Source organism: Demequina zhanjiangensis, assembly GCF_030418315.1.
GTDB classification, from domain to species: domain Bacteria; phylum Actinomycetota; class Actinomycetes; order Actinomycetales; family Demequinaceae; genus Demequina; species Demequina zhanjiangensis.
Genome location: NZ_JAUHPV010000001.1, coordinates 64683 through 89253, shown reverse-complemented (window position 1 = coordinate 89253; position 24571 = coordinate 64683). Strand labels below are relative to the sequence as shown.

21 protein-coding genes and 1 tRNA gene are annotated in these 24571 nt (G+C 68.6%); 8 read left to right on the top strand and 14 right to left on the bottom strand.

The features are described from left to right. Positions 1-173: 173 nt before the first annotated feature. Positions 174-1556, top strand: coding sequence for an aspartate aminotransferase family protein (locus tag QQX04_RS00410; protein WP_301125093.1), 1383 nt, complete (start codon positions 174-176; stop codon positions 1554-1556). A 425-nt stretch (positions 1557-1981) separates the two neighbouring features. Here QQX04_RS00410 and QQX04_RS00405 read toward each other — a convergent pair whose 3' ends face one another. The 4 genes from QQX04_RS00405 to QQX04_RS00390 are packed head-to-tail and all read right to left on the bottom strand — an operon-like array spanning position 1982 to position 5984. Further along, a complete protein-coding gene (locus tag QQX04_RS00405; RefSeq protein WP_367312889.1) occupies positions 1982-2806 on the bottom strand; it encodes an ABC transporter permease in 825 nt (274 codons plus the stop codon). After that, positions 2803-3666, bottom strand: a complete 864-nt coding sequence (locus tag QQX04_RS00400; RefSeq protein ID WP_301125091.1) for an ABC transporter permease — start codon at positions 3664-3666, stop codon at positions 2803-2805. The genes QQX04_RS00405 and QQX04_RS00400 overlap by 4 nt, the downstream gene beginning before the upstream one ends. Position 3667: 1 nt before the next feature. Continuing rightward, entirely contained in the window at positions 3668-4819 is a 1152-nt protein-coding gene (locus tag QQX04_RS00395; protein ID WP_301125089.1) for an ABC transporter ATP-binding protein, read from the bottom strand. Then, entirely contained in the window at positions 4806-5984 is a 1179-nt protein-coding gene (locus QQX04_RS00390) for a polyamine ABC transporter substrate-binding protein (RefSeq protein WP_301125087.1), read from the bottom strand. Before QQX04_RS00390 ends, QQX04_RS00395 begins: the two co-directional genes overlap by 14 nt. Positions 5985-6239: 255 nt before the next feature. On the opposite strand from QQX04_RS00390, the gene QQX04_RS00385 reads away from it, so the two are divergent. The 3 genes from QQX04_RS00385 to QQX04_RS00375 all read left to right on the top strand — a co-directional run bounded on the left by QQX04_RS00385 (position 6240) and on the right by QQX04_RS00375 (position 9656). Then, positions 6240-6716, top strand: coding sequence for an Lrp/AsnC family transcriptional regulator (locus tag QQX04_RS00385; protein WP_301125085.1), 477 nt, complete (start codon positions 6240-6242; stop codon positions 6714-6716). Further along, a complete protein-coding gene (locus tag QQX04_RS00380) occupies positions 6713-8089 on the top strand; it encodes an NAD(P)/FAD-dependent oxidoreductase (protein WP_301125084.1) in 1377 nt (458 codons plus the stop codon). The genes QQX04_RS00385 and QQX04_RS00380 overlap by 4 nt, the downstream gene beginning before the upstream one ends. A gap of 124 nt (positions 8090-8213) precedes the next feature. Further along, a complete protein-coding gene (locus QQX04_RS00375; RefSeq protein WP_301125082.1) occupies positions 8214-9656 on the top strand; it encodes a sugar porter family MFS transporter in 1443 nt (480 codons plus the stop codon). A gap of 413 nt (positions 9657-10069) precedes the next feature. Here the strand turns inward: QQX04_RS00375 and QQX04_RS00370 are convergent. Further along, positions 10070-10151 (bottom strand) — tRNA-Tyr (locus QQX04_RS00370). A 103-nt stretch (positions 10152-10254) separates the two neighbouring features. Between QQX04_RS00370 and QQX04_RS00365 the strand changes: the two genes are divergently transcribed. Continuing rightward, positions 10255-10743 carry a YajQ family cyclic di-GMP-binding protein gene (locus QQX04_RS00365; RefSeq protein ID WP_301125079.1) on the top strand — a complete coding sequence of 163 codons (489 nt, stop codon included), beginning with the start codon at positions 10255-10257 and terminating at the stop codon, positions 10741-10743. Positions 10744-10819: 76 nt separating this feature from the next. On the opposite strand, the gene QQX04_RS00360 is transcribed toward QQX04_RS00365, so the two are convergent. The 5 genes from QQX04_RS00360 to QQX04_RS00340 all read right to left on the bottom strand — a co-directional run bounded on the left by QQX04_RS00360 (position 10820) and on the right by QQX04_RS00340 (position 16244). After that, positions 10820-12811, bottom strand: coding sequence for a fibronectin type III domain-containing protein (locus tag QQX04_RS00360; protein ID WP_301125074.1), 1992 nt, complete (start codon positions 12809-12811; stop codon positions 10820-10822). Between the two features lie 128 nt (positions 12812-12939). Then, positions 12940-13272, bottom strand: coding sequence for a hypothetical protein (locus QQX04_RS00355; RefSeq protein WP_301125072.1), 333 nt, complete (start codon positions 13270-13272; stop codon positions 12940-12942). Between the two features lie 116 nt (positions 13273-13388). Beyond that, positions 13389-14261, bottom strand: coding sequence for an oxygenase MpaB family protein (locus tag QQX04_RS00350; RefSeq protein ID WP_301125069.1), 873 nt, complete (start codon positions 14259-14261; stop codon positions 13389-13391). Positions 14262-14353: 92 nt separating this feature from the next. Continuing rightward, positions 14354-15328 (bottom strand): hypothetical protein, encoded by a 975-nt coding sequence (locus QQX04_RS00345; RefSeq protein WP_301125064.1) that lies wholly within the window; start codon positions 15326-15328, stop codon positions 14354-14356. A gap of 163 nt (positions 15329-15491) precedes the next feature. Then, on the bottom strand, positions 15492-16244 hold the full coding sequence (locus QQX04_RS00340; protein ID WP_301125062.1) for an SDR family NAD(P)-dependent oxidoreductase: 753 nt from the start codon (positions 16242-16244) through the stop codon (positions 15492-15494). Positions 16245-16380: 136 nt separating this feature from the next. On the opposite strand from QQX04_RS00340, the gene QQX04_RS00335 reads away from it, so the two are divergent. Further along, positions 16381-16770, top strand: a complete 390-nt coding sequence (locus QQX04_RS00335; RefSeq protein WP_301125060.1) for a hypothetical protein — start codon at positions 16381-16383, stop codon at positions 16768-16770. 9 nt (positions 16771-16779) lie between these two features. Here the strand turns inward: QQX04_RS00335 and htpX are convergent, their stop codons facing one another. The 4 genes from htpX to QQX04_RS00315 all read right to left on the bottom strand — a co-directional run bounded on the left by htpX (position 16780) and on the right by QQX04_RS00315 (position 21972). Then, on the bottom strand, positions 16780-17694 hold the full coding sequence (gene htpX / locus QQX04_RS00330; RefSeq protein WP_301125059.1) for a zinc metalloprotease HtpX: 915 nt from the start codon (positions 17692-17694) through the stop codon (positions 16780-16782). A gap of 123 nt (positions 17695-17817) precedes the next feature. Then, positions 17818-19191, bottom strand: a complete 1374-nt coding sequence (locus QQX04_RS00325) for an FAD-dependent oxidoreductase (protein ID WP_301125058.1) — start codon at positions 19189-19191, stop codon at positions 17818-17820. A 212-nt stretch (positions 19192-19403) separates the two neighbouring features. After that, positions 19404-20045, bottom strand: a complete 642-nt coding sequence (locus QQX04_RS00320) for a DUF4125 family protein (protein ID WP_301125057.1) — start codon at positions 20043-20045, stop codon at positions 19404-19406. Positions 20046-20055: 10 nt separating this feature from the next. Continuing rightward, the gene (locus QQX04_RS00315; RefSeq protein ID WP_301125055.1) at positions 20056-21972 is read right to left on the bottom strand and encodes a tetratricopeptide repeat protein; all 1917 of its coding nucleotides are present in this window, start codon (positions 21970-21972) and stop codon (positions 20056-20058) included. 136 nt (positions 21973-22108) lie between these two features. Between QQX04_RS00315 and QQX04_RS00310 the strand changes: the two genes are divergently transcribed. Both QQX04_RS00310 and QQX04_RS00305 read left to right on the top strand, forming a co-directional pair. After that, positions 22109-23173, top strand: coding sequence for a phospholipase D-like domain-containing protein (locus QQX04_RS00310; protein ID WP_301125053.1), 1065 nt, complete (start codon positions 22109-22111; stop codon positions 23171-23173). A 172-nt stretch (positions 23174-23345) separates the two neighbouring features. Beyond that, on the top strand, positions 23346-24401 hold the full coding sequence (locus QQX04_RS00305) for a phospholipase D-like domain-containing protein (protein ID WP_301125051.1): 1056 nt from the start codon (positions 23346-23348) through the stop codon (positions 24399-24401). Positions 24402-24571: the final 170 nt, after the last annotated feature.

The window sequence follows — 24571 nt, the reverse complement described above, 5'->3', positions numbered from 1 at the left end:
CCTGGACCACCGCCGGTGAGGAGCCCGCCCTCCAGCCGGGGATACGAATTGCATTGCCAGAAGGCCCCTCGACCGCGCTTATCGCGGCTCAGACACCTTCTCAATTGCGATTTCGATGTTAAATCGCCGTTTCGACAGTTGCGATCAGTGGCGGAATCCCGGACCATTGACCCATGGATCACACCGCAATGCAGACGTCCGCGAAGCGGCATCTCTGGATGCACTTCACGGACCACACGCGCTACGCCGACGCTGACATCCCGATCATCGTGCGCGGCGAGGGCGCCTACATCTACGACGACAAGGGCAAGCGGTACCTCGATGGTCTCGCCGGCCTGTTCGTGAGCCAGGCGGGCCACGGTCGCACCGAGCTGGCCGAGGCCGCCGCCGCGCAGGCGAAGGAGCTCGCCTTCCACCCGCTCTGGTCCTACGCACATCCCCGCGCGATCGAGCTCGCCGAGCGCCTCGCCGGTCACGCTCCCGGGGATCTCAACCGCGTCTTCTTCACCTCAGGCGGCGGCGAGGCTGTCGAGTCGGCGTGGAAGCTCGCGAAGAACTACTTCAAGCTCGTCGGCAAGCCGATGAAGCACAAGGTCATCAGCCGCGCCGTGGCCTACCACGGCACGACGCAGGGCGCGCTGTCGATCACCGGCCTGCCGGGCCTGAAGGCGCAGTTCGAGCCGCTCGTGCCGTCCACGTTCCGCGTGCCGAACACGAACATCTACCGCGCGCCCGAGATCACCGGCGGACTGCTCGATGGCTCCGACCCGGAGGCCTTCGGCCGCTGGGCTGCGGACCAGATCGAGGTCGCGATCCTCAACGAGGGCGCCGACACGGTGGCCGCCGTGTTCCTCGAGCCCGTGCAGAACGCGGGCGGATGCTTCCCGCCGCCCCCCGGCTACTGGCAGCGCGTGCGGGAGATCTGCGATCGCTACGACGTCCTGCTCGTCTCGGACGAGGTGATCTGCGCGTACGGCCGCCTGGGCGAGATGTACGGCGCCACCCGCTACGACTACGTGCCGGACATCATCACGTCCGCGAAGGGCCTCACCTCGGGCTACGCGCCGATGGGCGCGATGATCGCCTCCGACCGCCTCATGCAGCCGTTCCTCGACAAGGGCGAGATGTTCGCGCACGGCTACACCTGGGGCGGGCACCCTGTCGGCTCCGCCGTCGCGCTCGCCAACCTGGACCTGTTCGAGCGCGAGGACCTGCTCGGGAACGTGCAGCGCAACGAGGCCGCGTTCCGCGCGACGCTCGAGAAGCTCCTGGATCTGCCGATGGTGGGCGACGTCCGCGGCGCAGGCTACTTCTACGGCATCGAGCTGGTGAAGGATCGGGAGTCCCGCACGTCGCTGTCCGACGAGGAGTGCGAGCGGATCCTCTACGGCTTCCTCTCCCCCGCCCTGTACGAGGCCGGCCTCTACTGCCGGGCCGACGACCGTGGCGACCCTGTCATCCAGCTGTCGCCGCCGCTCATCATCGGCCAGAAGGAGTTCGACGAGATGGAGTCGATCCTGCGCGACGTCATCACGCGCGCGCAGGCGCTCCTGTAGCAGCACGCGGCTGAACGGAGGGGGCGGTGCCGGAAGGCGCCGCCCCCTTTCGCGCGCCTTGGCCCCGGGTGTCCAGCGCACACGTCGCCCCAGCCCGACAGTGCGAACCACTCCGAGTGGCGACACCCTGGCGACACGCCGCGCCGAGCCCCGACCCGCCGGGGTGTCGCGCCTGAGATTGGTTCAGAGTGTCCGGCCCGGCGGGGCGGGCGCCGCGCGGGGGCGAGCGGGCCGGGCGAGGCGAGCGCGGGGTGGACGCCGCGCGGGCGCCCAGCGGGGTGGACGCCGCGCGGGGGCGGGAGCCGGACGGGGCGGCAGCACGACGGCCGCGCGCTCCCGCACAGACGCGACGAGGGGGACGATGCCGAAGCACCGTCCCCCTCGTGGAGCGTGTCGAGCCGGACCGTCCGGCCCGCGCAAGCGGACTAGAAGGCCGCGGCCTTGCCCTTCGCGCGGCGGCGCGACATCACCTCTCCGGCGATGACGATCGCGAGCGCGATGATGAACATGAGCGTGCCGATCACGTTGACCTGCATCGGGATGGCCCGCTGGGCGGCACCCCACACGAACATCGGGAAGGTCACCGTGGTGCCCGAGTTGAGGTTCGTGATGATGAAGTCGTCGAACGACAGGGAGAAGGCGAGCAGCGCCGCGGCCAGGATGCCGGGGAACACCAGCGGGAACGTGACCCGCCAGAACGTCTGCCACTCGTTGGCGTAGAGGTCCGATGCCGCCTTCTCCAGGTTGGAGTCGAGGCCCGCGAGACGCGACCGCACCGTCACCACCACGAACGAGATGTTGAACATGATGTGGGCGATGAGGATGGTCCAGAAGCCGAGCTGGCCGCCGAAGCCCGCGGCGACGAACAGCGCGAGCAGCGAGGAGCCCATGACGATCTCAGGCGTCGCCATCGGCAGGAACAGCATGAGGTTCATCGTGGAGCGGCCCTCGAAGCGGTGACGCACCAGCGCGAATGCGGCGAGCGTGCCGATCGTGGTCGCCACGATCGTGGACAGCAGTCCGATGCTGATGCTCACCTGGAGCGCCTCGCACATGCCCTGCGGCTCGCACGGGTTCAGCCAGTTGTCCCACGTGAACGCCTGGAACGTGTACAGGTTGCGCGACTGCGAGGAGTCGTTGAACGACATGAGCGCCACGATCATGTTCGGGACGTACATGTAGATCAGCACCAGGATGCCCAGCGTCAGCATCAGGTGCTTGCCGATCCAGCTTCCGAGTCGGGTGATCACAGCAGGTCCTCCGTTCCTGCGCGGCGGACGTAGAACAGGACCATGCCGACGATCAGCACCATCAGGATCACCGACAGGGCTGCCGCGTGCGGATAGTCGCTCGCGTCCGTGAAGAGCGTCTGGATCTTGTTTCCGACCATCTGCGTGTTCGGATTACCGAGCAGATCGGAGTTGATGTAGTCACCAGAGGCGGGGATGAACGTGAGCAGGGTTCCGCCGACGACGCCCGGGATGGACAGCGGCCAGATCACCTTCGTGAAGCGCTGCCACGGGCTCGAGTAGAGGTCGGCTGCGGCCTCGTTGAGGCGCGGGTCGATCTTCTCGAGGCTCGTGTACAGCGGAAGGATCATGAAGGGCAGGAAGTTGTAGGTCAGACCCATGACGACCGCGAACGGCGTGGCGAGCAGGCGTCCGTCCTCGCCAAGGATGTGCAGCCACTGCAGGGACTCCACGAGCCACCCGTTGTCCGCCAGGATCAGCTTCCATGACAGCGTGCGCACCAGGAACGACGTGAAGAACGGCGCGATGACGAGCACGAGCATGACGTTCTTCCAACGGCCCGCCTTGAAGGCGATCGCGTAAGCGAGCACGTAGCCCAGCACGAGGCACAGCAGCGTGGCGATGCCCGCGTAGATGAGCGAACGCACCATGTACGGCCAGTAGTCGCTGATCGCCTCGAAGTAGTTCTGCAGCCGCCATGTGAGGTCGTAGCCGTAGATCGGCGATCCCGCCGGGTCGGACAGCGACGTCGTCAGCAGCGACAGCATCGGGAAGAGGAAGAAGATGGCCAGCCATACCGCGGCGGGCCCGATCAGCCAGTAGGCGGAGTTCTTGCCGAACACCCTCTGGAGGCTCGCCACGTCAGTCCTCCTCGACGATTCCCGCCTCGGCGTCCTGGGCGGAGTCGAGGAGGAACGCGAACTCGGGGCGCCAGGAGACGTCGACCTTCGTGCCGACGGGGATGAGCCCGCCGCGACGGCCGGTGTTCTGCTCGAAGCAGGTGATCTCCTGACCCCACGGCATGCGCAGCACGTAGTCGGTGGAGACGCCGATGTAGCTGACGTCCACGACCACAGCGCCGGACAGTGCAGCGCCAGGGGCGTCGATCGCCTGGCCCTCGGGCTGGATGAGCACCTTCTCGGGACGGATGCCGACCCAGCCCTCCTTCGCGTCGGTGTGGACGCGACTGGCCTTGATCGAGGCGACGGTGCCGTGCATGTCGACCTTGACGACCTCGTCGGCGCCGGAGCCCTCGCGGCCGAGGACGGTGCCCTTGATGAGGTTGGTGCGGCCCAGGAAGTTCGCCACGAACGTGGTGTGCGGGTTCGTGTAGAGCTCGTAGGGGGCACCGAGCTGCTCGATGCGCCCCTCGTTCATGACGGCGACCGTGTCGGCCATCGTCATGGCCTCCTCCTGGTCGTGCGTGACGTGCACGAAGGTGAGGCCCACCTCCTCCTGGATGCGCTTGAGCTCGATCTGCATCGCGCGACGCAGCTTGAGGTCGAGCGCGCCGAGCGGCTCATCGAGAAGCAGCACGTCGGGACGGTTGATCAGCGCGCGTGCAAGGGCGACGCGCTGCTGCTGACCGCCGGAGAGCTGCGCAGGCTTCTTGTTCGCCTGCTCGGTCAGCTCGGTGAGCGCGAGGATCTCCTTGACCGAGCCCTTCGGGTCCTTCACGCCGCGACGCTTGGGACCGAACGCGACGTTCTCCGCGATCGTGAGGTGCGGGAACAGCGCATAGTTCTGGAACACGGTGTTCACGGGCCGCTTGTACGGCTTCGCGGTGGTGATGTCCTGCTCGCCGATATGGATGCTGCCCTTGGTGACGTCCTCGAGGCCAGCGACCATGCGCAGCGTGGTCGTCTTGCCGCACCCGGACGGGCCGAGCAGCGCGAAGAACGACCCCTGGGGGATCACCAGGTCGAGCGACTGTACTGCGACGAAGCCGTTGGGGTAGCGCTTGTGGAGACCGGTGAGCTTGAGGTCTCCGCGCACACCGTCAGCCAATGACATCCGCGAACTCCTGCTCGTACTTTGCGGCGTCAGCCTCGGACAGTGCCATGAAGTTGTGCGTGGAGGCGAGGAAGTCCGCGGTCGGGAAGATCAGCGGGTTGTCGACGAGCGACGGGTCGATCTTCTCCATCTCGGCCTGCGCACCCTCGACCGGGCAGACGTACCAGACGTAGGCGGCGAGCTTCGCGGCCTGGACCGGGTCGTAGTAGAAGTCGATGAGCTTCTCGGCGTTGGTCTTGTGCATGCCCTGGACCGGAACGATCATGTTGTCGGACCAGATCATCATGCCCTCCTCCGGCGGGAGGAAGACGAGGTTCTCGTCCTCCGCCGCGGCGACGTCACCGGACCATGCGACGCAGGCGGCGATGTTGCCGGCGGCGAGGTCGTTGACGTACTCGTTGCCGGTGAACGCGCGGACCTGACCGTCGGTGCGGGCCTTGGAGAGCTTCTCGAGCGCGTTGCCCCACTGGTCTGAGGTGAAGTTCGCGGGGTCTGCGCCCTCGGCGAGCAGCATGAGGCCCATCGTGTCGCGCATCTCGGTGAGCAGCGTGATCTTGCCCTTGAGGTCCGAGCGGGTGAGCAGCTCGTCCATCGTGGCGACCTCGCCGACGAGCGACTTGTTGTACGCGATGCCGGTGAAGCCGGACTGCCACGGCGCGGAGTACTCGCGGTTGGGGTCCCAGCCGACGCCCTGGAGCGAGGAGATGAGGTTCTTGTCGACGTTGGGGATGTTCGCCTTGTCGAGCTTCTGGATCCAGCCTGCGTCGATCATGCGGGCGGCCATCCAGTCGGTGAGCACGAACATGTCGCGTCCGGTGGGCTGGCAGGCGCCGAGCTGGTTGCGCACCTTGGCGAAGAACTCGACGTTGTCGTTGACGTCGGGCGTGTAGGTGACGTCGATGCCGGTCTCCTGCTCGAACGTCGTGAGCGTGGAGACGTAGTCGCCGTCGTCCTCGTCGACGTACTCGGGCCAGTTCGACATGTTGAGGGTCGCCTCGGTGTCGGACAGGTCGGTGGTGACGCAGTCACCGGCGGCGTTGCCCCCGCCGCCGCGGTTCAGGAGCGCGAAGCCTGCGACGCCTGCCGCTGCGACTCCACCTCCGATGATGAGTCCGCGTCGCGAGACGCCCTTCTTCTGCTCTTCCTCCTGCGGGACCTCAGACATGTCGCCATCCTCTGTGCTCGGGGGTGATGACACCGGGCCTCGGTTCCGGCGCCACCTCCGCGTGGGGAATCCTGCTGCGGCAGGACGTTGCAGGCGATACTGGCACGGATTCGTCGCCGCGGCGACTGTTTACGTGGTCTAGAGACCATTTCGCAACGGTTCCAGCGGAAGAATTAACATCTGCGTAACGAAACCGTAGCCTGAGCCGCGTTTTGGGGTTGACCTTGAGTGTCGCGGGCCACCACACTGCGTGACATGACCGCAGCCGAGAATCCCAAAGCCCCCGTCTCGCTCGATCCGATCAACAAGGTCATCATCTCCGAGCTCCAGCAGGACGGACGTACCTCGTACGCCGCCATCGGCAAGGTGGTGAACCTGTCCGAGGCGGCGGTGCGCGCACGCGTGCAGCGCCTGCTCGACGCGGGTGTGCTGCAGATCATCGGCGTCACCAACCCGATGGAGCTGGGCTTCGCGCGGCAGGCGATGGTCGGCGTCAAGGTGTCGGGCCCGCTCGAACCTGTCGCGGCAGCGCTGGAGCAGCTCGACGAGGTCGACTACCTGGTCGTCACTGCTGGCAGCTTCGACATCCTGGTCGAGGTCGTGAGTGAGTCCGATCACCACCTGATGGAGCTCGTCAGCTCCACGATCCGCACGATCCCCGGCGTGCTGTCCACCGAGATCTTCATGTACCTGTCGCTGCGCAAGCAGACGTACTCGTGGGGGGTGCGGTGAGGCCCCTGCCGCAGTCGCTGTGGTGGGACACCCTCGCATCGGAGCCGACGTCTCCCGAGCCCCTGAAGGGCGACACGGAGGCTGACGTCGCCATCGTCGGCGCAGGCTTCACCGGCCTGTGGACCGCGCACTACCTGGCGCAGGCACGACCCGACCTGCGCATCGTCGTGCTCGAGAAGGACCTCGCGGGCTTCGGCGCCTCGGGCCGCAACGGCGGGTGGGCGTCGGCCCTGCTCCCCTCCTCGCTGTCAACGCTCGCGAAAGACGCGGGCCGGGACGCTGCGCTCGCGCAGCACGCGGCGATGCGGGCGTCGGTCGACGAGGTGATCAGGGCGTCCATTGCGGCAGGCATCGACGCCGGCCTGGCCAAGGGCGGCACGGTCGTGCTCGCGCGCAGCGAGGCGCAGGAGGCGTCTGCTCGCGCCGAGGTGGAGGAGGCACGACGCTGGGGCCGAGGCCCGGACGAGCTCGTCTGGCTCGACGCTGACGACGCACGCGCCCGTCTCGCTGCGACGGACGTGCGGGGCGCGACCTACACACCGGACTGCGCAGCGATCCACCCGGGACGACTCGTGCGGGGCCTGGCAGACGTGGCCCGCCAGCAGGGCGTGGCTCTCCACGAGGACACCCGGGTCACGGAGATCGCGCCCCATCGCGTCGTCACGGAACGGGGCACTGTGACCGCCGACCTGGTGGTGCGCGCGACCGAGGGCTACACCCCGAGCCTCGCGGGCATGCGGCGCGACATCGTCCCGGTCCACTCGCTCGTCGTCGCCACGGAGCCGTTGCCCCCGTCTCTGTGGGACGAGATCGGGCTGGCCTCACGCGAGACCTTCTCCGACCACCGTCACCTGCTGATCTACGGCCAGCGCACGGCCGACGGCCGCCTCGTCTTCGGCGGGCGCGGGGCGCCCTACCATCTGGGATCCCAGGTGGCGCCCGAGCACCGGAGCCACGCGAAGGTGCACGCGAGCCTGCGTGCCGAGCTCGTCAGCATGCTGCCGCAGGTCGCCGACGTCCGGTTCACCCACGCGTGGGGAGGCGCCCTGGGGGTGGCTCGCGACTGGCACGCCTCCGTCGGACTGGACAAGGAGACCGGGATCGCATGGGCGGGCGGCTACGTGGGCGACGGGGTCACCACCACGAACCTCGCGGGCCGGACGCTGAGGGACCTCCTGCTGGGCCACGACACCGACCTCACGGCACTGCCGTGGGTGGGCCACAGGTCGCGACGCTGGGAGGTGGAACCGTTGCGCTGGCTCGGCGTCAACGCGGGCCTGCGGGCGATGTCCGCCGCCGATGCGGAGGAGCGGATCACGGGCCGGCCCAGCGTCGTCGCGAAGGCGATGTCACCCCTGCTCGGAGGACATTGACCGCGTTGCGGTCATACCTCGCACCTCGGGCGAAACCACACTCTCCCCGCTACTGTCGGGAGTAGCGGTCGCAACCACGGGGAACCGCCTCGGCGAGGGGGCGCGACGCATGAAGGAGGGGGCGATGTCGTCCACTGATCCCGCGCCGGCGTCGACGCCACGAGGCATCCACGGCAAGGTCATCGCGATCAGCATCGGGGCCGCGCTCGGCGGGTTCCTGTTCGGATTCGACTCGTCCGTCATCAACGGCGCTGTGGACTCGATCGCCGGCGAGTTCGCGCTGTCCGACACCGCCACGGGCTTCGCCGTCGCCTCGGCGCTGCTCGGCTGTGCGGTGGGCGCCTGGTTCGCCGGAGGACTCGCGGACAAGCTCGGACGCATCCGAGTCATGGTCGCTTCCGCGGTGGTGTTCCTGCTGTCCGCGGTCGGCTCGGGCTTCGCGTTCGGCGTGTGGGACCTGATCGGCTGGCGCGTGGTGGGAGGGCTTGCGATCGGCGCGGCGTCGGTGATCGCGCCCGCCTATATCGCCGAGGTCGCACCCGCCGCGTTCCGCGGTCGACTCGGGTCGCTGCAGCAGATGGCGATCGTGCTCGGCATCTTCGCCTCCCTGCTGTCCGACGAGGTGCTCGCCGGGGCCGCCGGTGGCGCCTCGAACGAGCTGTGGCTCGGGCTCGAGGCGTGGCGATGGATGTTCCTGACAGCAGTGATCCCCGCGCTGATCTACGGAGGCGTCGCGCTGACCCTCCCCGAGTCCCCTCGCTATCTCGTCGAGCGTCGCCGCGAGAAGGAGGCGGCCGCGGTGCTCGCCGACTACACAGGCGAGCCAGATCCCGAGCACCGCATCGGCCTCATCAAGGAGTCTCTCGGTGGGGACGAGGAGCTGACGCTCAGCGACCTGCGCGGCCCGCGGTTCGGGCTGCAACCGATCGTCTGGGTCGGCATCCTCCTGTCGGTGCTCCAGCAGGCGGTCGGCATCAACGTGATCTTCTACTACTCGACAGCGCTGTGGCAGTCGGTGGGGTTCGACGAGTCAGACGCCTTCACCACGTCGACCATCACCTCCGTGACGAACATCGTGATGACGCTCGTCGCAATTGCGCTGGTCGACAAGGTGGGGCGCCGCAGCCTGCTGCTGACAGGCTCGATCGGCATGACCGTGTCGCTCCTCGCGATGGCGATCGCCTTCAGTCAGTCCACGCTGGACTCCGCGGGCGACGCCCAACTGGATGCACCATGGGCCGGCATCGCGCTCGTCGCAGCCAACCTCTTCGTCGTCTTCTTCGCGGTCAGCTGGGGACCCGTCGTCTGGGTGCTCCTGGGCGAGATGTTCCCCAACCGACTGCGCGCCGCCGCCCTCGCCGTCGCCGCCGCCGCCCAGTGGACCGCGAACTTCGCGATCACGCTCACGTTCCCTGTGATGGCTGGATGGGGCCTTCAGATCGCCTACGGCTTCTACACGCTCATGGCGGCGCTTTCGTTCTGGTTCGTGCTCACGAAGGTCCCGGAGACCAAGGGCATCGAGCTCGAGGACATGGGCAAGGTCTCCGCCCCGGGCGCCTCACGCTGAGCACCCCGAGAACGAACCACGGCCCCGGCGCGGCATAGCCGGCGCCTGGGGCCGTGCGGTGCATCGAGGGGGTCGACGCACCCTGTCGTGGTTCCCGCAACAAAAAGGGGGGGTCGTGCGGGAGCCATCTCGCGCGCGAGGGGGGGGTTGCGCGCTGATTCAGACCGTACACCCTCGGGGGTGTCGTGTCATGCGCGAGACACGCCGGGATGACGAAGGTCACAATCTTGCAAGAAACCACCGGGATCAGGCACGTTTCACGCAGGGAACGGGCTTTGTTGGAAGAACGAACGAAGGTGTCCAAGATGCGCGTCGCATGCCCGCCGTGCTCGGGCACCACACCGCCCCTGATGCTTCGAGATGAGCAAAAGAACAGAGGCCCCTCCGGCGAACCGGAGGGGCCTCTGTGAGAGTGGCAGGTGAGGGATTCGAACCCCCGAAGTCGATGACGGCTGATTTACAGTCAGCTCCCTTTGGCCGCTCGGGCAACCTGCCGTGCGCCGCAAGCGGCGCGCATGGAAGGATAGCAGGGAATCGGGACCCGACGCGAACCCGCGGACGCGGCCCGCACCCCCACCACGCACAGTGAGGAGCACCCATGGCAGACAGCAGCTTCGACGTCGTCAGCAAGGTCGACCACCAGGAGGTCGACAACGCCCTCAACCAGGCCGCCAAGGAGATCTCGCAGCGCTACGACTTCAAGGGCGTCGACGCATCGATCGAGTGGTCAGGCGAGGCGATCCTGATGAAGGCGAACAGCGACGAGCGCGTCAAGGCGGTGCTCGACGTCTTCCAGTCCAAGCTCGTCAAGCGCGGCATCTCGCTGAAGGCGATCGATGCCGGCGAGCCGCAGGCCTCCGGCAAGGAGTTCCGCATCGGAGCCTCCCTCAAGGAGGGCATCGCTCAGGACGTCGCGAAGAAGCTCACCAAGCTGATCCGCGACGAGGGCCCCAAGTCCGTGAAGGCGCAGATCCAGGGCGACGAGCTGCGCGTGAGCTCCAAGTCTCGCGACGACCTTCAGGCGGCCATCGCTCTGCTCAAGGGCGCCGACGTCGACACGGCGCTGCAGTTCGTCAACTACCGCTGACAGGTCCTGCAGCAGAGGGGGCGGGCCCGTGCGGGCCCGCCCCCTCTGTCATGCACGCGGCACGCGGGCGATGACATCAGGGTCGCGTTGCTGAGATCCTCCGCCTGACAACCAGCAGGACCACGCCGCACGCAAGGGCGAGCCCCGCCAACGCCGCAGAATCGCCGGCCTCAGCGCCGGTGGCCGCAAGACCGGTGGTCGCCGCCAGATTCCGGTCCTCGATGGTCACCAGCACACCGTTCGGTGACACGGTGAAGGTCGAGACGAACTGCTTCTCGGAGCCGTCGATGGCCGTGCCGATCGCCACGAGCTCGTGGTCGCCGGCCTCGAGTGCGGGCAGCACCCCGAACACCGTCGCGGTCCCGTCCGCGCCGACCGTCGCGACGCCGATCCGCTGAGGAGTCGAGTGCACCTCGAGCACGAGCTCAGAGCCTGGCAGCAGCCCCGCTCCCGTCGCGCTCACGCGCGCCGCTGTGGCAGCATCGCCGAGCGCGGCGTCGAGGGTCACGTCCACGTCGGACTCAGGGGCCGCGATCAGACGGGTCAGCGTCGCGCTGGCCGGGAGGGTCACCCCGTCGCCCTCGGAATGCGCACTCACAGTGCAGGTGCCGATGCTGACCACGGTGAGCTCGCCGTCGGCGATCGTGCATGCGCCCGCGGCGGTCAGGGTGACGGGCAGCCCGAACTCCGAGCTCGCCGTGGGCGTGAAGGGCTCCATGCCCCACGTGAGAGTCGGGACGCCCTCGAACGTCACGCTCTGTGGCCGCTTTCCGATGGTCGTCTCCAGTGTGGCGACAGCGCTTGACACCTCCGAGGTACCTTCCTGGGTCGCGGTGATCGTGCATGCGCCTACGCCCGTCAACTGGAGCGCGCCATCCGCGAGCCCGCACGCGCCGCTGGCCGCGAAGGACACCGGGAGGTCCTCCGAGGAGGCTCCCGAGACCGGCACCGCGGCGCCGCCGAACACGAGCGAGTCAGGGAGCGCGTCGATTGTCACGGACTGGGAGCGCTTGGCCACCGTGACGGAGGTCGTCGCGGACGACGTCGCGACGGCGGTCGATCCTGAGTAGGCCGCTTCGACCGAGTAGGTGCCCGCCGCGAGAGTGACACCAGAGAGGATCGCCTGCCCATCGACGAGCACGACGCCAGTCGTCGAGACCCCGTTGACGGTGAAGTCCACGGTGCCGCTGGCGGCTGCTCCGCCCGAGGTGACGGTCGCCACGACGGAGAGCTCCTGACCGCTCACGGGGCTCGTCGGCTGCGTGCTCAAGGACACGGTGGACGCGGCGCGAGGCGTCACAGCCGCTGACGCAGCCGACGGACTGCCGTAGCCGATCATGTTCCTCGCCTCGACGCGGAACGTGTAGGCGGTGCCGTTGACAAGCCCAGACACCGTCGTCGATACGGCCGGAGGCGTACCTGTGAGGGTGGCGCACTCGATCTCCGGCCCGCCCGCTGGAGTGCACAGCACCCGGTAGCCGGTCACGCCGCCTGCCTCGTCGGTCGGAGCCGACCATGTCACCGAGGCCGCACCGTTGCCAGCCGTGGCGATGGGCGTCCCTGGGGCGCTCGGCGGACGACTGGCGAACGTGAGCGTCGCGGTGCCGTTGGCCACCTGCCCGCTGTCAGTGGTGCGATACGCGCCGAGACCGATCACGTACTCCGTGCCGGCGACCAAGGTCACGGTGAGTGCCGCGTCACGGACATACGAGTCGTCGTTCTGCGCAACGAAGGCCCCTCCGGCAGTCCACACCTCGAGCGCGTTGTCCCACCCGGTCGGGGAGTTGGAGGTCGCGCGGATGTAGACGGTCGTGGTCTCTGCAGGGGTGACGGAGTACCAGGCGACGTTGTTCCAGTAGGGCTGCACGGACTCGTTCCGCGAGCCGGCGCTGGTGATTCCCACGTTCGACGCGACGAACGACGAGTCGAAGTCACCGATCGGGAGCGGCGTCGCGGATCCGGGCGTCGATCCGCCGACAGTCTCGGCCGACGCCGCGACGGGCGTGAGCAGGACAGCCAGGGTGGCGGTGAGTACCGCCCACACCGCTCGCAGGGACGACGCACGCATGAAGACCTCCGGGGTTCGCGGCACGCCAGCCGTGCCCGCTCATCCATCGGCCGCCCGCGCTTGAGGGTGAGCGGTTCCCCGGTCCGCTCTGTCACGCGCGGAGCGGCCTCCGCCACGACGCGTACGGGTCAGGCCGCGCCGACCGTCGGCAGCGAGGCCTCCAAGGGCTCTGCTTCGTCCGCAGCGGTGTGGCCGACCGGCCCAAAGAGCTCGCTCGGCTCCGCGAGGCCTGACCCTTCCTCGCCCACTCTCAGCTGCCACTGCGCGGCCGTGTAGGCCAGCGACACCACCAGCCAAAGCACCGTACGCACCCACAGCGGCATGTCCGTGCTCTCGTCGACATACATCAGCAGCCCGGAGGTGAGGGCGACTGCCGCGAGCGGGAACTCACGCCACCGCGGCGAGACGATCCCCACCGAGACCAGGCTCACGAGCATGAGCCAGAACAGCAACGTCGACATGCAACCTCCCCGGGAGGAAGCATGTCACCGCACCCGCGGCACACGCGGCAGGCACGCGCACCCTGTGGACGAATTGTGACAAATCGGTCATCGGACCTCGGCTGAACTGTCGGCCGTCAGTCCCGATCGTGGGGGACCGGACAGCCCGGCGGGAACGTGCCCAGGTCGTCGATGCGGTAGCCCTCGGGGTAGCTGCGGATCCACGGCAGGTCCTCGATCCGGGTCGCCTTCGCGCGTGCCGGGAGCAGCCCTGCAATCCTTCCGCGAAGCCGGACGCTCGCGCGAAGTGCGGCCGCGACGGGTCGAGCTGGTCTGTCGTAGCGGAAGGCGTCGAGAAGCGCCTCATCCATGAGCGCACGGCTGAGGATCTCCATGAGCGGCTTGGGTACTGCGGGCCTGAAGGTGAGGAGCAGGGCCATCGTCGCGTCCGCCACCCGTCGGCCGCCTTCGTCGAACGCGAAGTGCTCTGCCTCGTACGAGTCCATGAGCCGCGCGAAGCCGTCATACGTCTCCGGCACGTCGGGGATGCCCATGTGCCTGCCGAGCTCTCGGTAGTAATGGACCGACGCGAGCACCTCGCCATCCGAGAGAGGTCGCTTGCCGTACGCGTCGATCCAGCGCTTCGGCACGACGACGAAGGTCGACAGCACGTAGCGGAACTCGTGGTCGGGGATGTCGTAGGCGCGGTGCATCTGGTTGATGCGCCGGATCGCCGACCGCGCCTCAGGATCCGAGAAGCCCGTCCGCGTCGGCACCTCGAGCAGCAGCGCCGTGTCGTCGTAACGCTTCTGGGTGCGCTGCGTGAACTCGCCTGTCCGGTCGAGCAGCGAACCGATGCCCGGCACCGCGTAGGTGCGGAAGAGCGCGAAGCTCAGCGCCTGGTTCATGTCCCACGGGAACTCGTGCATGACCAGGTTGCGGTAGATCTCGACGAAGTCCTCGCCGGGATCGAGCCGCTCGTTCGCCCTGCGCCAGTGGTCGCGCCTCACCCGAGCCAAGGTACGTCAGGCTCGGTCAGATGTGAATGGCCGGTCACGCGGAAGCCGCACCCGACGACTGTGACGGGCCGCGACCTGCCTGACTACTCGCGTCGCCGCCCGAGACTCTGCACACCGCGCGACGTCTGCGACTGCGCGCGCCGAATGGTGCCCCACCCGCCGAGGTCGACGTTGAACAGGAGCCTGATGACCCAGCTGAACAGCAGGAAGACCAGGAGCGGCATCACGCAGGTGGTGATGAGAAGCAGCGCGATCTGCTCGATATACCCGTTGAGTGCGTCGACGGCCTCGTCGCGGAGCTCGGCGATCTGACCGGTTGCACTCTCGACCCAGCCGCCGACGGTGTCTGCAGCACCTGAAGCCCAGTCCTGCACGCGATCGAGGAAGCCCGCATCGTCCTCGGACCCGCTGGCAGCAGCCTCCTCCGCGGCGGCCGCTGCCTCGGCCTCCGCTTCTGCGAGCGCTTCGGCCTGCGCTTGAGCCACGGCCGCCGCCTCCACCGTCTCCGTGTAGTTGGCGGTGAGCTGCCCACTGAACCAGATCGCGCCCGGCACGGCCGCGAACAGCACCACTCCCAGCACCGCAAGCCGCTGCGCGATCGCACGCGCCGCGACGCTCCTGCCGTAGACCGATGCGATCCCGAGCGCGCACGCGATCGGGAACACGATCTTGAACGAGAGGAAGCCAGCCGCCGTGAAGAGGATCTTCTGCAGGATGATCGAGGCGAGGATCACCATGAACCACCCGGAGAGGTCCGCGAGCCGCTGAGCGAGCGGCATCAACGCGTCCGTGGGGATCGCACTGAGCGCCGCTGAGAGCGCCGTGGACGACGCGGCCATGGTCGCCACCGTGGCCTCCTGAGAGTCGAGCGACTCCCGCACACCGTTGACGAATGTCGGGGCGGCGGCGAGCCTGGCACCGACGAAGAACGAGAGCAGTCCCAGCACTGCGAGCCCACTGGCCCGCAGGTGAGCGTTCTGCGCCCAGGTCATCAGCCGTCCAGGCTCGCGTGCGTCATCCTGCGGCTTGGCGTCCAGCGCCAGTTCCTCGGTATCCATCGTTCCCCTCGCTTCTCGACCCTCATCGGCCAGGAGAAGCATCCTGACAGCGTTGGCGGCGAGAAACTTCTCGACTCGCCCAGCAACTCACGAGGCCGAGGAAGGCCGATGGCCCCCAGGGGAGATCCCCCAGGGGCCATCGGTATCGCTCCGAGAGCGCGGGTCACTGCGCGGAGTAGCCGCCGTCCACGAGGTGGTAGCTGCCGGAGATGAACGAGGCCTCGTCGCTGAGCAGGAACAGCGTGAGCGCGGCGACCTCCTTGTCTGTGCCGAGGCGGCGCGAGGCGTGCTGCTGCTCGAGGGCGTCGAGCGCCTCTGATGAGAGGCTCGCGCGCACGAGCGGGGTGTCGATGAAGCCGGGGCCGACGGCGTTGGTGCGGACGCCTTGCGAGGTGTACTCGAGCGCGGCGACCTTGGTGAGGCCGGTGAGGGCGTGCTTGCTCGTCACGTAGGCAGCGTTCTGCGCGATGCCGACCGACCCGAGGACGGAGGCCATGTTCACGATCGCGCCGCCGCCGGACTCGACCATCGCGGGGAGCTGGAAGCGGAGCCCGTAGAACACGCCGTCAAGGTCGACCGCGCGGACACGGTCCCAGGCCTCGATGTCGTAGTCGCCGATGTTCATGGGCGCGGCGCCGATGCCGGCGTTGTTGACGGCGAGGTGCAGCCCGCCGAAGGTCGTCTTGGCGAACTCGACTGCGGCCTGCGAGTCCGCCCACTTGGCGGTGTTCTGGGCGAACGCGGCAGCCTTGCCGCCCGCGGCCTCGATCTGGTCCACGACCGCCTGAGCCGCCTCCTGCTTGATGTCGGTGACGACGACGCTCGCACCCTCGGCGGCGAGCTCGCGTGAGATCTCGGCTCCGATTCCGCTTCCGCCGCCGGTGACGATCGCGACCTTGCCTTCGAACCTGGCCATAGTGACCACTTCCTTCTTCCTCGCCGCATCGATGCGGCCTATTTGTATGCGTACGCATACTTAAACAGGTGTCGAGTAGAAGGTATTCCCTCATCCCCGCCGCGCGGCCCAACGGCGAGGACGCTAGATTCCGAGAGTGCGGATCCGACCGATCGACCTCGTCGACGTGCTCGCCTACCTGATCGTGCTCGGCGCGTTCATCCAGCTCTTCCCCCAGGTCATCAGCGAGTCGTTCCTCATGGCCGTGCTCACCGCTGCCGTCCTCAAGATCATGCTGGAGGCGGTGCTGTGGGCGAAGAAGGTCGCGCTCGGGCGCGTGAGGAATGCAGGGTCAAAGCGGGCGGAGCTTCTCAACGCGACCACCCTCGTGCTGGTCCTGCCGGGAAGCAAGCTCGTCGTCATCGAGACGATCGGCCTGCTGTTCGGCGACGCAGTCCACCTCGGAGGCTTCTTCCAGGTGACGGCGCTCATCATCGCCCTCACACTCGCCCGCGCCGGACTCCGACGAGCCGTCGCGACGTCGTGAGCGCCGGGGTCAGTTGAGGCGGTAGCCGCCGCCCATGTCCCCACCGGGCATGCCGTAGCCGCCGTCGCGCGCCATGTCCTCGAGACGAGCGATCCGCTCATCCATCGGGGGGTGGGTCGAGAAGAGCTTCGCCATGCCCGCGCCCGAGAAGGGGTTGGCGATGAAGAGGTGGCTGACGTTCTCGAACTTCGAGTCCTGCGGCAGCGGCCGACGCTGCACCCCGCCCTCGAGCTTCTTCAGGGCCGACGCGAGGGCCAGCGGGTCACCCGTGAGGGTCGCGCCATCCTGGTCCGCGTCGTACTCACGCGTGCGCGAGATCGCCATGCGGATCAGCGTCGCGGCGATCGGAGCAAGGAACATCATGGCGAGCATGCCGACGATGCCAAGCGGGTTGTCGCGCGAGTTCGAGCCACCGCCGAGGAAGAACATCCACTGCGCGATCGCCGTGATCATGCCGGCGAAGGCGGCGGCGACCGACCCGATCAGCACGTCCCTGTTGTAGACGTGCATGAGCTCATGTCCCAGCACGCCGCGCAGCTCGCGCTCGTCGAGCAGCTGGAGGATGCCCGTGGTGCAGCACACCGCTGAGTTCTGGGGGTTGCGGCCGGTCGCGAAGGCATTCGGCGCATCGGTGGGTGAGATGTAGAGACGCGGCATCGGCTGGTTGGCCTCACGGCTCAGCTCCCGCACGATCCGGTACATCGCGGGCTGCTCCACCTCGGTGACGGGGCGCGCATGCATCGCACGGATCGCGAGCTTGTCCGAGTTCCAGTAGCCGTAGAACGTGCCGAACAGGCCGAGCCCCGCGAACAGCCAGAGATAGGCGCCGTTCGCGATGAAGGTGCCGAGGAGGAGCAGCAGCACCCACATCACGACGAACAGCCCGAAGGTCTTCAGTCCGTTGAAGTGCTTACCTGTGCTCACAGTTCCTCTGCTCCCGATGTCGATCTGTCATTCAGGAGAACGGGCATGGCTGCGCGACGGTTCCCCTTGACGCGCAGATTCTCTCACCCGCCCGGGCCGATCCCCGGTCAGATGCGAGTCGTGTCAGCCGCGGCCGAGCGCGATGTCGGTCATCTCGTCGCGCGGGACGACCTTGACGCGCTCGCGACCCTCGGCCTCGCCGAGCTCACGCTCGTGCGCGTCGAGAAGCTCCCAGTCGTGCCACTGGACCACGGGCACGTCACGGTTCTTGAGGAGCGTGAGGACGTTGTCGGGGCTCAGCTGCTCGGCGCCCGCCTGCGACTGCTCGTACAGCGCGTCGGCGTCGGCGACGATGTTCGCGATCGTCTCCTGCGCGTCGGACTTGGTGTGGCCGATGAGACCCACGGGGCCGCGCTTGATCCAGCCGGTCGTGTAGAAGCCGGGCACCTGGGCGCCGGCCTCGTCCATGACGCGGCCGGCCTCGTTGCGGATGACGCCCTTGGCGGAGTCGAAGGGCACGCCCTCGATCTCGGTGCCCCAGTAGCCGACGGCGCGGTAGACGGCCTGCACGGGGTAGTCGATGAACTCGCCGGTGCCCTTGACGTTGCCATCGCCCTGGAGCTCGGTGCGCTCCATGCGGATGCCCACGACCTTGCCGTCCTCGCCCAGGATCTCGTGCGGCGACTGGAGCAGGTGGAGGTGGATGCGGTGGTCGTAGCCCTTCGGCTCCTTCAGCGTCCAGTCCGTGAGGGTCTTGACGACCTGCTTGGTCTGCTTGTTGTTCTCTGCGGCCTCCATGGACGCCTCGTCGAAGTCGTAGTCCTCCGGGTAGACGATGACATCGACGTTCGGGACCTGACCGAGCTCGCGCAGCTCGAGCGGGCTGAACTTCACCTGCGCGGGGCCGCGACGTCCGAAGACGTGCACGTCGGTGCACGGCGAGGCCTCGAGGCCCTCCTGCACGTTCTTGGGGATCTCGGTGGACATGAGGTCCGGCACGTGCTTCGCGAGGATGCGTGCCACGTCGAGCGCGACGTTGCCCACTCCGAGCACGGCGACCTCCTTGGCCTCGAGCGGCCACGTGCGGGGCACGTCGGGGTGGCCGTCGTACCAGGACACGAAGTCGGCAGCGCCGAAGGAGCCCTCGAGGTCGATGCCGGGGATGTCGAGGTCGGCGTCCTCGAAGGAGCCGGTGGCGAAGATGACGGCGTCGTAGTGCTCGCGAAGGTCGTCGAGCGTGAGGTCGGTGCCGACGTTCACGTTGGCGAGCAGGCGGATGTCGCCGCGGCCGAGCACGTTCGCGAGCGCCACGATGATCTGCTTGATGCGCGGGTGATCGGGAGCGACGCCGTAGCGGACCAGGCCGAAGGGTGCGGGAAGCCGCTCGATGATGTCGATCGACACGTTGAGGTCGGTCTTGCTCAGGATGTCCGCGGCGTAGGTGCCGGCGGGGCCGGCGCCGATGATGGCCACGCGCAGGGGGCGGTTGGCGGTCACGATGTGCTCGTTTCGATCGGGGAGGGCTTCGGCCGGGGGTGGTTCACCGGCGCAATGCCACCAGAGTATAGGCATGTCGGCGTAGCGAAAATGCCTCGTCTGACGACTGAATCCCCCCGGGGGGATAGTGCGTGAGGACTCGGGTCACGGACGCCCGGGGCAACGGGACGACGCACGTCGGCGCCGTTCCTCCCAGGCGTCACGGCCGACGGTCAGGGGCCTTGGGCTGCCTCTGCGGCGTCGATGTCGGGGTAGCCGGCGAAGATGCTCGTATACGCGAGGGTGCGCCAGGTGAGGTTCTGACCTGCGGCGACGGTGTCGTCGATCAGGCGACGGTAGAGCGCGAGGGTCGCGTCGGAGTAGGTGCCGAGCTCGCCGCGCAGGTAGGTCTCGAAGGACGTCGACTGGAGAGTGTCCTCAGCTGTGGTGAGGACGCGCATCGCCGCGCCAAGGCCGGGGTACTGGCGGTGGAAGTCGCGCGCCCAGGCCACCTGTACCGCGACGATCTCCTCCTGCGCGGCAACCCGCTCCGCGGTCAGCGGCGGCAGATGGGGGGACAGCTCCCTGGCGTACCGCTCCGGCTCCGTCGGCTCCATCATCCGGGCGTACTTCTCGGTGAGGAGGTTGCGTCCCGCCGCGTCGGCCGCCTCGAGGTCCGCCTTGTAAGAGTCGAGCAGCGGCATGGGCCAGGTCATGAACTGGCCGAGCCTCTGCACCTCGAACTCGGCAGGGTTGTCCTGGCAGGCGGCACGGCCGTCGTCCCCGCGCACCAGCTGGAACTGCTCCCACTCGTGGGCGACCACCTCGCGAGCGCGCTCGAGCCTCGCCGCGCGCTCCTCCCTCGTCTCGGTCATGCGTCCCTCCTCACAGCGCCCTCAGCCACGGGTCGCCGATACGGGCCCGCACCTCGTCGCGGTGCGCCTCGAGGAACGTGGACTCGGAGGTGCTGAGGCGTTGGAGGCGCAGCTCGGTCACCACCTGGGTGCAGACATCGTCGATCGCGGCCTGAAGACCCCGCTGCGCGGGACCGGCGCCTGCGCCGCCCTCCCCGAACCCGGCACCGCCGAAGCAGGCGGCCGAGGCGAGGCGTTGCGCGTCGGCCAGCTGCGAGTAGACGCCGGGAAGACGCGAGACCGGACGCTTCGCGAGCTCGCGCAGCGCGGCGCTCTGCCACTTGTAGTAGGGCAGATAGCCGACGGCGGTGGGCCTGTTGAGCAGGAACACGAGCGACGCGGCGGCCTTCACGAACTCGGACACCGCCAGCCAGGCGGCCTCGCCGTCTCCGCGCGCGAGCATCCGCGGCACGTTGTACTGCCCCGCCTGCGCGATCATCCCCAGCCGCTGGCCGATGCGGGCGAGCCGTGCGTCGTCCGGCATGCGGAGGAAGCCCCCACGGACCGAGCTGAACGCACCGTAGGGGTCGGCGAACACCTCGCCGTTGGTGGCGGCGGCGAGCGTCGCCTCGTCCAACGTGACCCACAGGTGCGGCTGATCGGCAGGAGGCGCGGACGGAAGCCCGGTCAGGCCCTGGAAGAAGTCGGCGATCTCGAAGACGCCGGTCCGCCGGCCCTCTCCCCTGGCGCGCGTCGTCGTGACGCGGGGCCCGTGACCGAGGAACGTGTCAGGCAGGGCTTCGTAGTCGGCCTGGAGCTGACGGCCGATCGCCGCGTGGTCCGCCTCGTTGAGCCAGAGGCAGAAGCCGGGGCCGAAGTCGTGGTCGCGCGAGAGCTCGTCGTCGAAGCCGTAGCACTCCGAGCCGTGGCCCACGAGTCCGGCGGCGATGCGGCCGCGATGCTCCGGGTAGCGGTCGAGCATCGGACGGCCGTGCTCCTCCCAGTACGCGCGAGCCAAGGCCAGACCGGACATGGCGGGAGCCGTGCGCGCGGGGGCGGGCAGCGCCTCGGTGGGGGTGTCGTCACGCTCGAGCCGCGGACCAGGCTCGGCGGCCGCAGCCTTCTCCGCCTCCGCGAGGTTCTCGGCCGTGACGGCGTGCTGGTCGCTCTGCGCGCCGTAGTGCACGTCGATGATCGCGAGCGCCCGCCGGTACAGGTCGACGGCGTCGGCGTGGCGACCGGTGCGGAAGCACACCTCGGCGAGGCCCGCGAGCGCGGCGGCCAGGTGCGGCTCGTCATCGTGGCCGCCCGCCTTGAAGATCGCGAGCGACCGGCGGGCGTACGCCTCCGCCTCGTCGGTGCGGCCCAGGTCGTGACAGACGAGCGACAGGTTGGTCAGCGTCCCCGCGACGTCGATGTCCCGACCGGGGTCCACCGACGCCTGCTCGATGATCGCGAGCGCCTTCACCAGCTCGTCGTGCGCGGCGGACGGATCGCCGGCCTCGCTGTGGAGCATGGACAGGTTGTTGTGCAGCGCGGCGAGGCGGCGGTCGCCCGGCGGCATCGTGCGGTGGGAGATCGCGAGCGCCTTCGCGTAGGTGTCACGCGCGGCGTCGAGATCACCTGCGGCGCGGCGCGCGGTAGCGGCGTTGATCAGCGTCGTCGCGTGGGCGTCGGTGCCGTCGGCCCCGAGCCTGGAGACCAGGGCGAGGGCGTCGTCGGCCGCCTGCAGCGACCTCTCGTGGCTGCCAAGAGACCGGTGCAGACCCATGATCTCGTTGAGGATCGTGAGCGCCGCCCCCTCGTCCCCGAGCGCGCGTGCCTCGGCGAGCGCGTCGTCAAGGTAGGGCACCGCCGAGGGGCCGTCCTTCTCCGCGAGCACACGGTCCAACCCGTGCAGCATCGCCTGGACGTCATAGGTGCCCGACGCGGGGCGCGATCCATCCATCGCGGAAGCCCTTCATGGCTGGCACGGCATCTCTTCGCGGGGGCTATGCCGTCCTTCGAGTCTATGCCGGTGAACCTTCGGTGAAGGTCAGGCCGCATCCGGGTGAACCGGTCCGACGTCATGCGAGCCTCATCCTGTGGCCACCGCCCCGCCCCGTCCCCGCGCCACCTCCTCAGACGGCCGACGCGGGCCTCTAGCGCGCCCCACGCTGCTCGCCTCCGAGGACTACATCGCCGACGCGACCCACCAGATCCATGCGGCGAAGACGCGGGTGCTGCTGACGACGCTGACGATCGCCGACGACCATCGCACCGACGAGCTGATCGACGCGCTCGTGTGGGCCTCTCGCCGCGGTGTCCGAGTCTCCGTCGCCGCGGACGTCTTCACCTACGCCGACGCCGCAGGCACCTTCCTCCCCACCGGATACAGGAACGCCCGATGGAGGGCATCGAGCCGGCTCGCCTCGAAGCTCGCCCGTGAAGGCGTCGCGTTCTCATGGCTCGGACGGGAGAAGGGGCTGATCTGGCGCGGCAGGACGCACACGAAGTTCTGCGTGGTCGACGACGTGGCGTACGCGTTCGGCGGCGTGAACCTGGACCAGCAGGGCGTGGAGAACACCGACTTCATGCTGCGCATCGACGACCCACGCCTGGCCGACGACCTCGAAGGTGTGTACGGACGCATCCAGCGGATGAACCTCTCGGAACGTGGGCACAGGTCTCTCGAGTTCCGTTACGGGGCGGACCGGGTGCTGGTCGACGGCGGCATCCCCGGCGACTCGATCATCTATCGGCGGGCCCTCGAGCATGCGCGGCGGGCGGAGAGGGTCCTGCTGATCTCCCAGTACTGCCCCACTGGCGAGCTGGGCCGGACGGTGCGGGAGCGCAGCCACGAGCTGTGGTTCAACCCACCGCGCAACGCCGGCGCCGCCAACCGGATGCTCATCGCCTCCTCGATGCTGTGGACCGGCTACCGCACGCGCTACACGCAGAGGCGCTACCTGCACGCCAAGGCGATGGTGTTCTTCCGCGCGTCCGGTGCGCGCATCGCCATCACCGGCTCCCACAACTTCGTGGCAGGCGGGGTGAAGCTGGGCACGCGCGAGATCGCGCTCGAGACGCGGGACGCTGGGACGATCGACCAGATCCTCGACTTCCACGCGCGGCACGTGCGCGGGGATGTGCTGCCTCGAGAGCAGTAGCCAGGCCGACGCCCGAGCCGGGCAAGCGCCATGCGGGAGCAGCAAGCCTCCGTCGGCCGTTCTTAGACCACCCCCCCACGTCGGCCCACGCCAGGAGTGATTCGCATCACCCGAGCGGGCCAGCGGAGCCGCCCCTCCGTAGAATGGGAGGCAGTCGAGAAAGCGTAGAACCATGTCCAGTGCAGCTGCCCCCGCACGCGACGAGTCCCCCCACGATCGCCGCGGGCCTCTCGCGCCGGCACACCTCCTTCCCGGCGTCGACTACGTCGCCGACGCCACCCGCCGCGTCCACGACGCGAAGCACCGGGTGCTGCTGACCACCCTCACGATCGCTGACGATCACCGCACCGACGACCTGCTGGATGCGCTCGTCTGGGCCGCCCGACGCGGCGTGCGAGTCTCCGTGGCTGCCGACGTCTTCACCTACGCCGACGCCGCAGGCACCTTCCTCCCCACCGGCTACCGCACCGCGTCGTGGCGCACCTCGAACCGGCTCGCCACCAAGCTCATCCGGGAGGGAGTGGACTTCTCCTGGCTGGGTCGTGAGAAGGGCCTCCCGTGGCGCGGCCGCACGCACACCAAGTTCTGCGTGGTCGACGACTCCGCGTACGCCTTCGGCGGCGTCAACCTCGACCGCAAGGGCGTGGAGAACGCCGACTTCATGCTGCGCTTCGACGACGCTCGGCTGGCCGACGACCTCGAGACCGAGTACCACCAGATTCAGCACATGAACCTGCACGAGCGGGGCCACGACTCGGTCGAGCTGCAGTACGGCCCCGACCGTGTCCTCATCGACGGCGGTGTCCCGGGTGATTCGATAATCTACCGACGCGCGTTGGAGCACGCACGGGGCGCGGACCACATCCTCCTGATGTCGCAGTACTGCCCCACGGGCGAGCTCGGCCGTCTGATCGGGGAACGCCCCCACGAGCTGTGGTTCAACCCGCCACGCAACGCGAGCCCCGTCAACCGTGCGCTCATCGCCTCCTCGATGCTGTGGACGCGCAACCGCTCGCTCTACGCGCAGGACCGCTACCTGCACGCGAAGGCGATGGTGTTCTTCAAGGACAACGGCGAGCGCGTGGCCATCACCGGCTCGCACAACTTCGTGGAGGGCGGCGTACGGCTCGGCACGCGCGAGATCGCGATCGAGACGCGCAACCCCGGGACTGTCGACCAGATCCTCGAGTTCCATGCCCGCGAGGTGGCCTGCACGACTGCGGCGTAGTCGGGCTGGCGCGTCGCCTGCGGGCCATTTCGGCCTTGGGGCGTTTCAGCTTTGCGGCGTTTCGCCCACCGGCCGCTTCGGCCTCGCCGCGTCTCGGCCTCGGGTGACCCCAGCCCCCTGCCATGCTCATCCCTCGCCGCCCCTCGGCCGCGCACGACCCCGGCCCCGTG

What these genes read in the sequence shown, in the direction of transcription:
- QQX04_RS00410 (WP_301125093.1), top strand. Translation starts at nt 174, where the DNA reads ATGGATCACACCGCAATGCAGACGTCCGCGAAGCGGCATCTCTGGATG.
- QQX04_RS00305 (WP_301125051.1), top strand. Translation starts at nt 23,346, where the DNA reads ATGTCCAGTGCAGCTGCCCCCGCACGCGACGAGTCCCCCCACGATCGC.
- QQX04_RS00365 (WP_301125079.1), top strand. Translation starts at nt 10,255, where the DNA reads ATGGCAGACAGCAGCTTCGACGTCGTCAGCAAGGTCGACCACCAGGAG.
- QQX04_RS00395 (WP_301125089.1), bottom strand. Translation starts at nt 4,819, where the DNA reads ATGTCATTGGCTGACGGTGTGCGCGGAGACCTCAAGCTCACCGGTCTC.
- QQX04_RS00320 (WP_301125057.1), bottom strand. Translation starts at nt 20,045, where the DNA reads ATGACCGAGACGAGGGAGGAGCGCGCGGCGAGGCTCGAGCGCGCTCGC.
- QQX04_RS00315 (WP_301125055.1), bottom strand. Translation starts at nt 21,972, where the DNA reads ATGGATGGATCGCGCCCCGCGTCGGGCACCTATGACGTCCAGGCGATG.
- QQX04_RS00375 (WP_301125082.1), top strand. Translation starts at nt 8,214, where the DNA reads ATGTCGTCCACTGATCCCGCGCCGGCGTCGACGCCACGAGGCATCCAC.
- QQX04_RS00355 (WP_301125072.1), bottom strand. Translation starts at nt 13,272, where the DNA reads ATGTCGACGTTGCTGTTCTGGCTCATGCTCGTGAGCCTGGTCTCGGTG.
- QQX04_RS00390 (WP_301125087.1), bottom strand. Translation starts at nt 5,984, where the DNA reads ATGTCTGAGGTCCCGCAGGAGGAAGAGCAGAAGAAGGGCGTCTCGCGA.
- QQX04_RS00360 (WP_301125074.1), bottom strand. Translation starts at nt 12,811, where the DNA reads ATGCGTGCGTCGTCCCTGCGAGCGGTGTGGGCGGTACTCACCGCCACC.
- QQX04_RS00345 (WP_301125064.1), bottom strand. Translation starts at nt 15,328, where the DNA reads ATGGATACCGAGGAACTGGCGCTGGACGCCAAGCCGCAGGATGACGCA.
- QQX04_RS00340 (WP_301125062.1), bottom strand. Translation starts at nt 16,244, where the DNA reads ATGGCCAGGTTCGAAGGCAAGGTCGCGATCGTCACCGGCGGCGGAAGC.
- QQX04_RS00385 (WP_301125085.1), top strand. Translation starts at nt 6,240, where the DNA reads ATGACCGCAGCCGAGAATCCCAAAGCCCCCGTCTCGCTCGATCCGATC.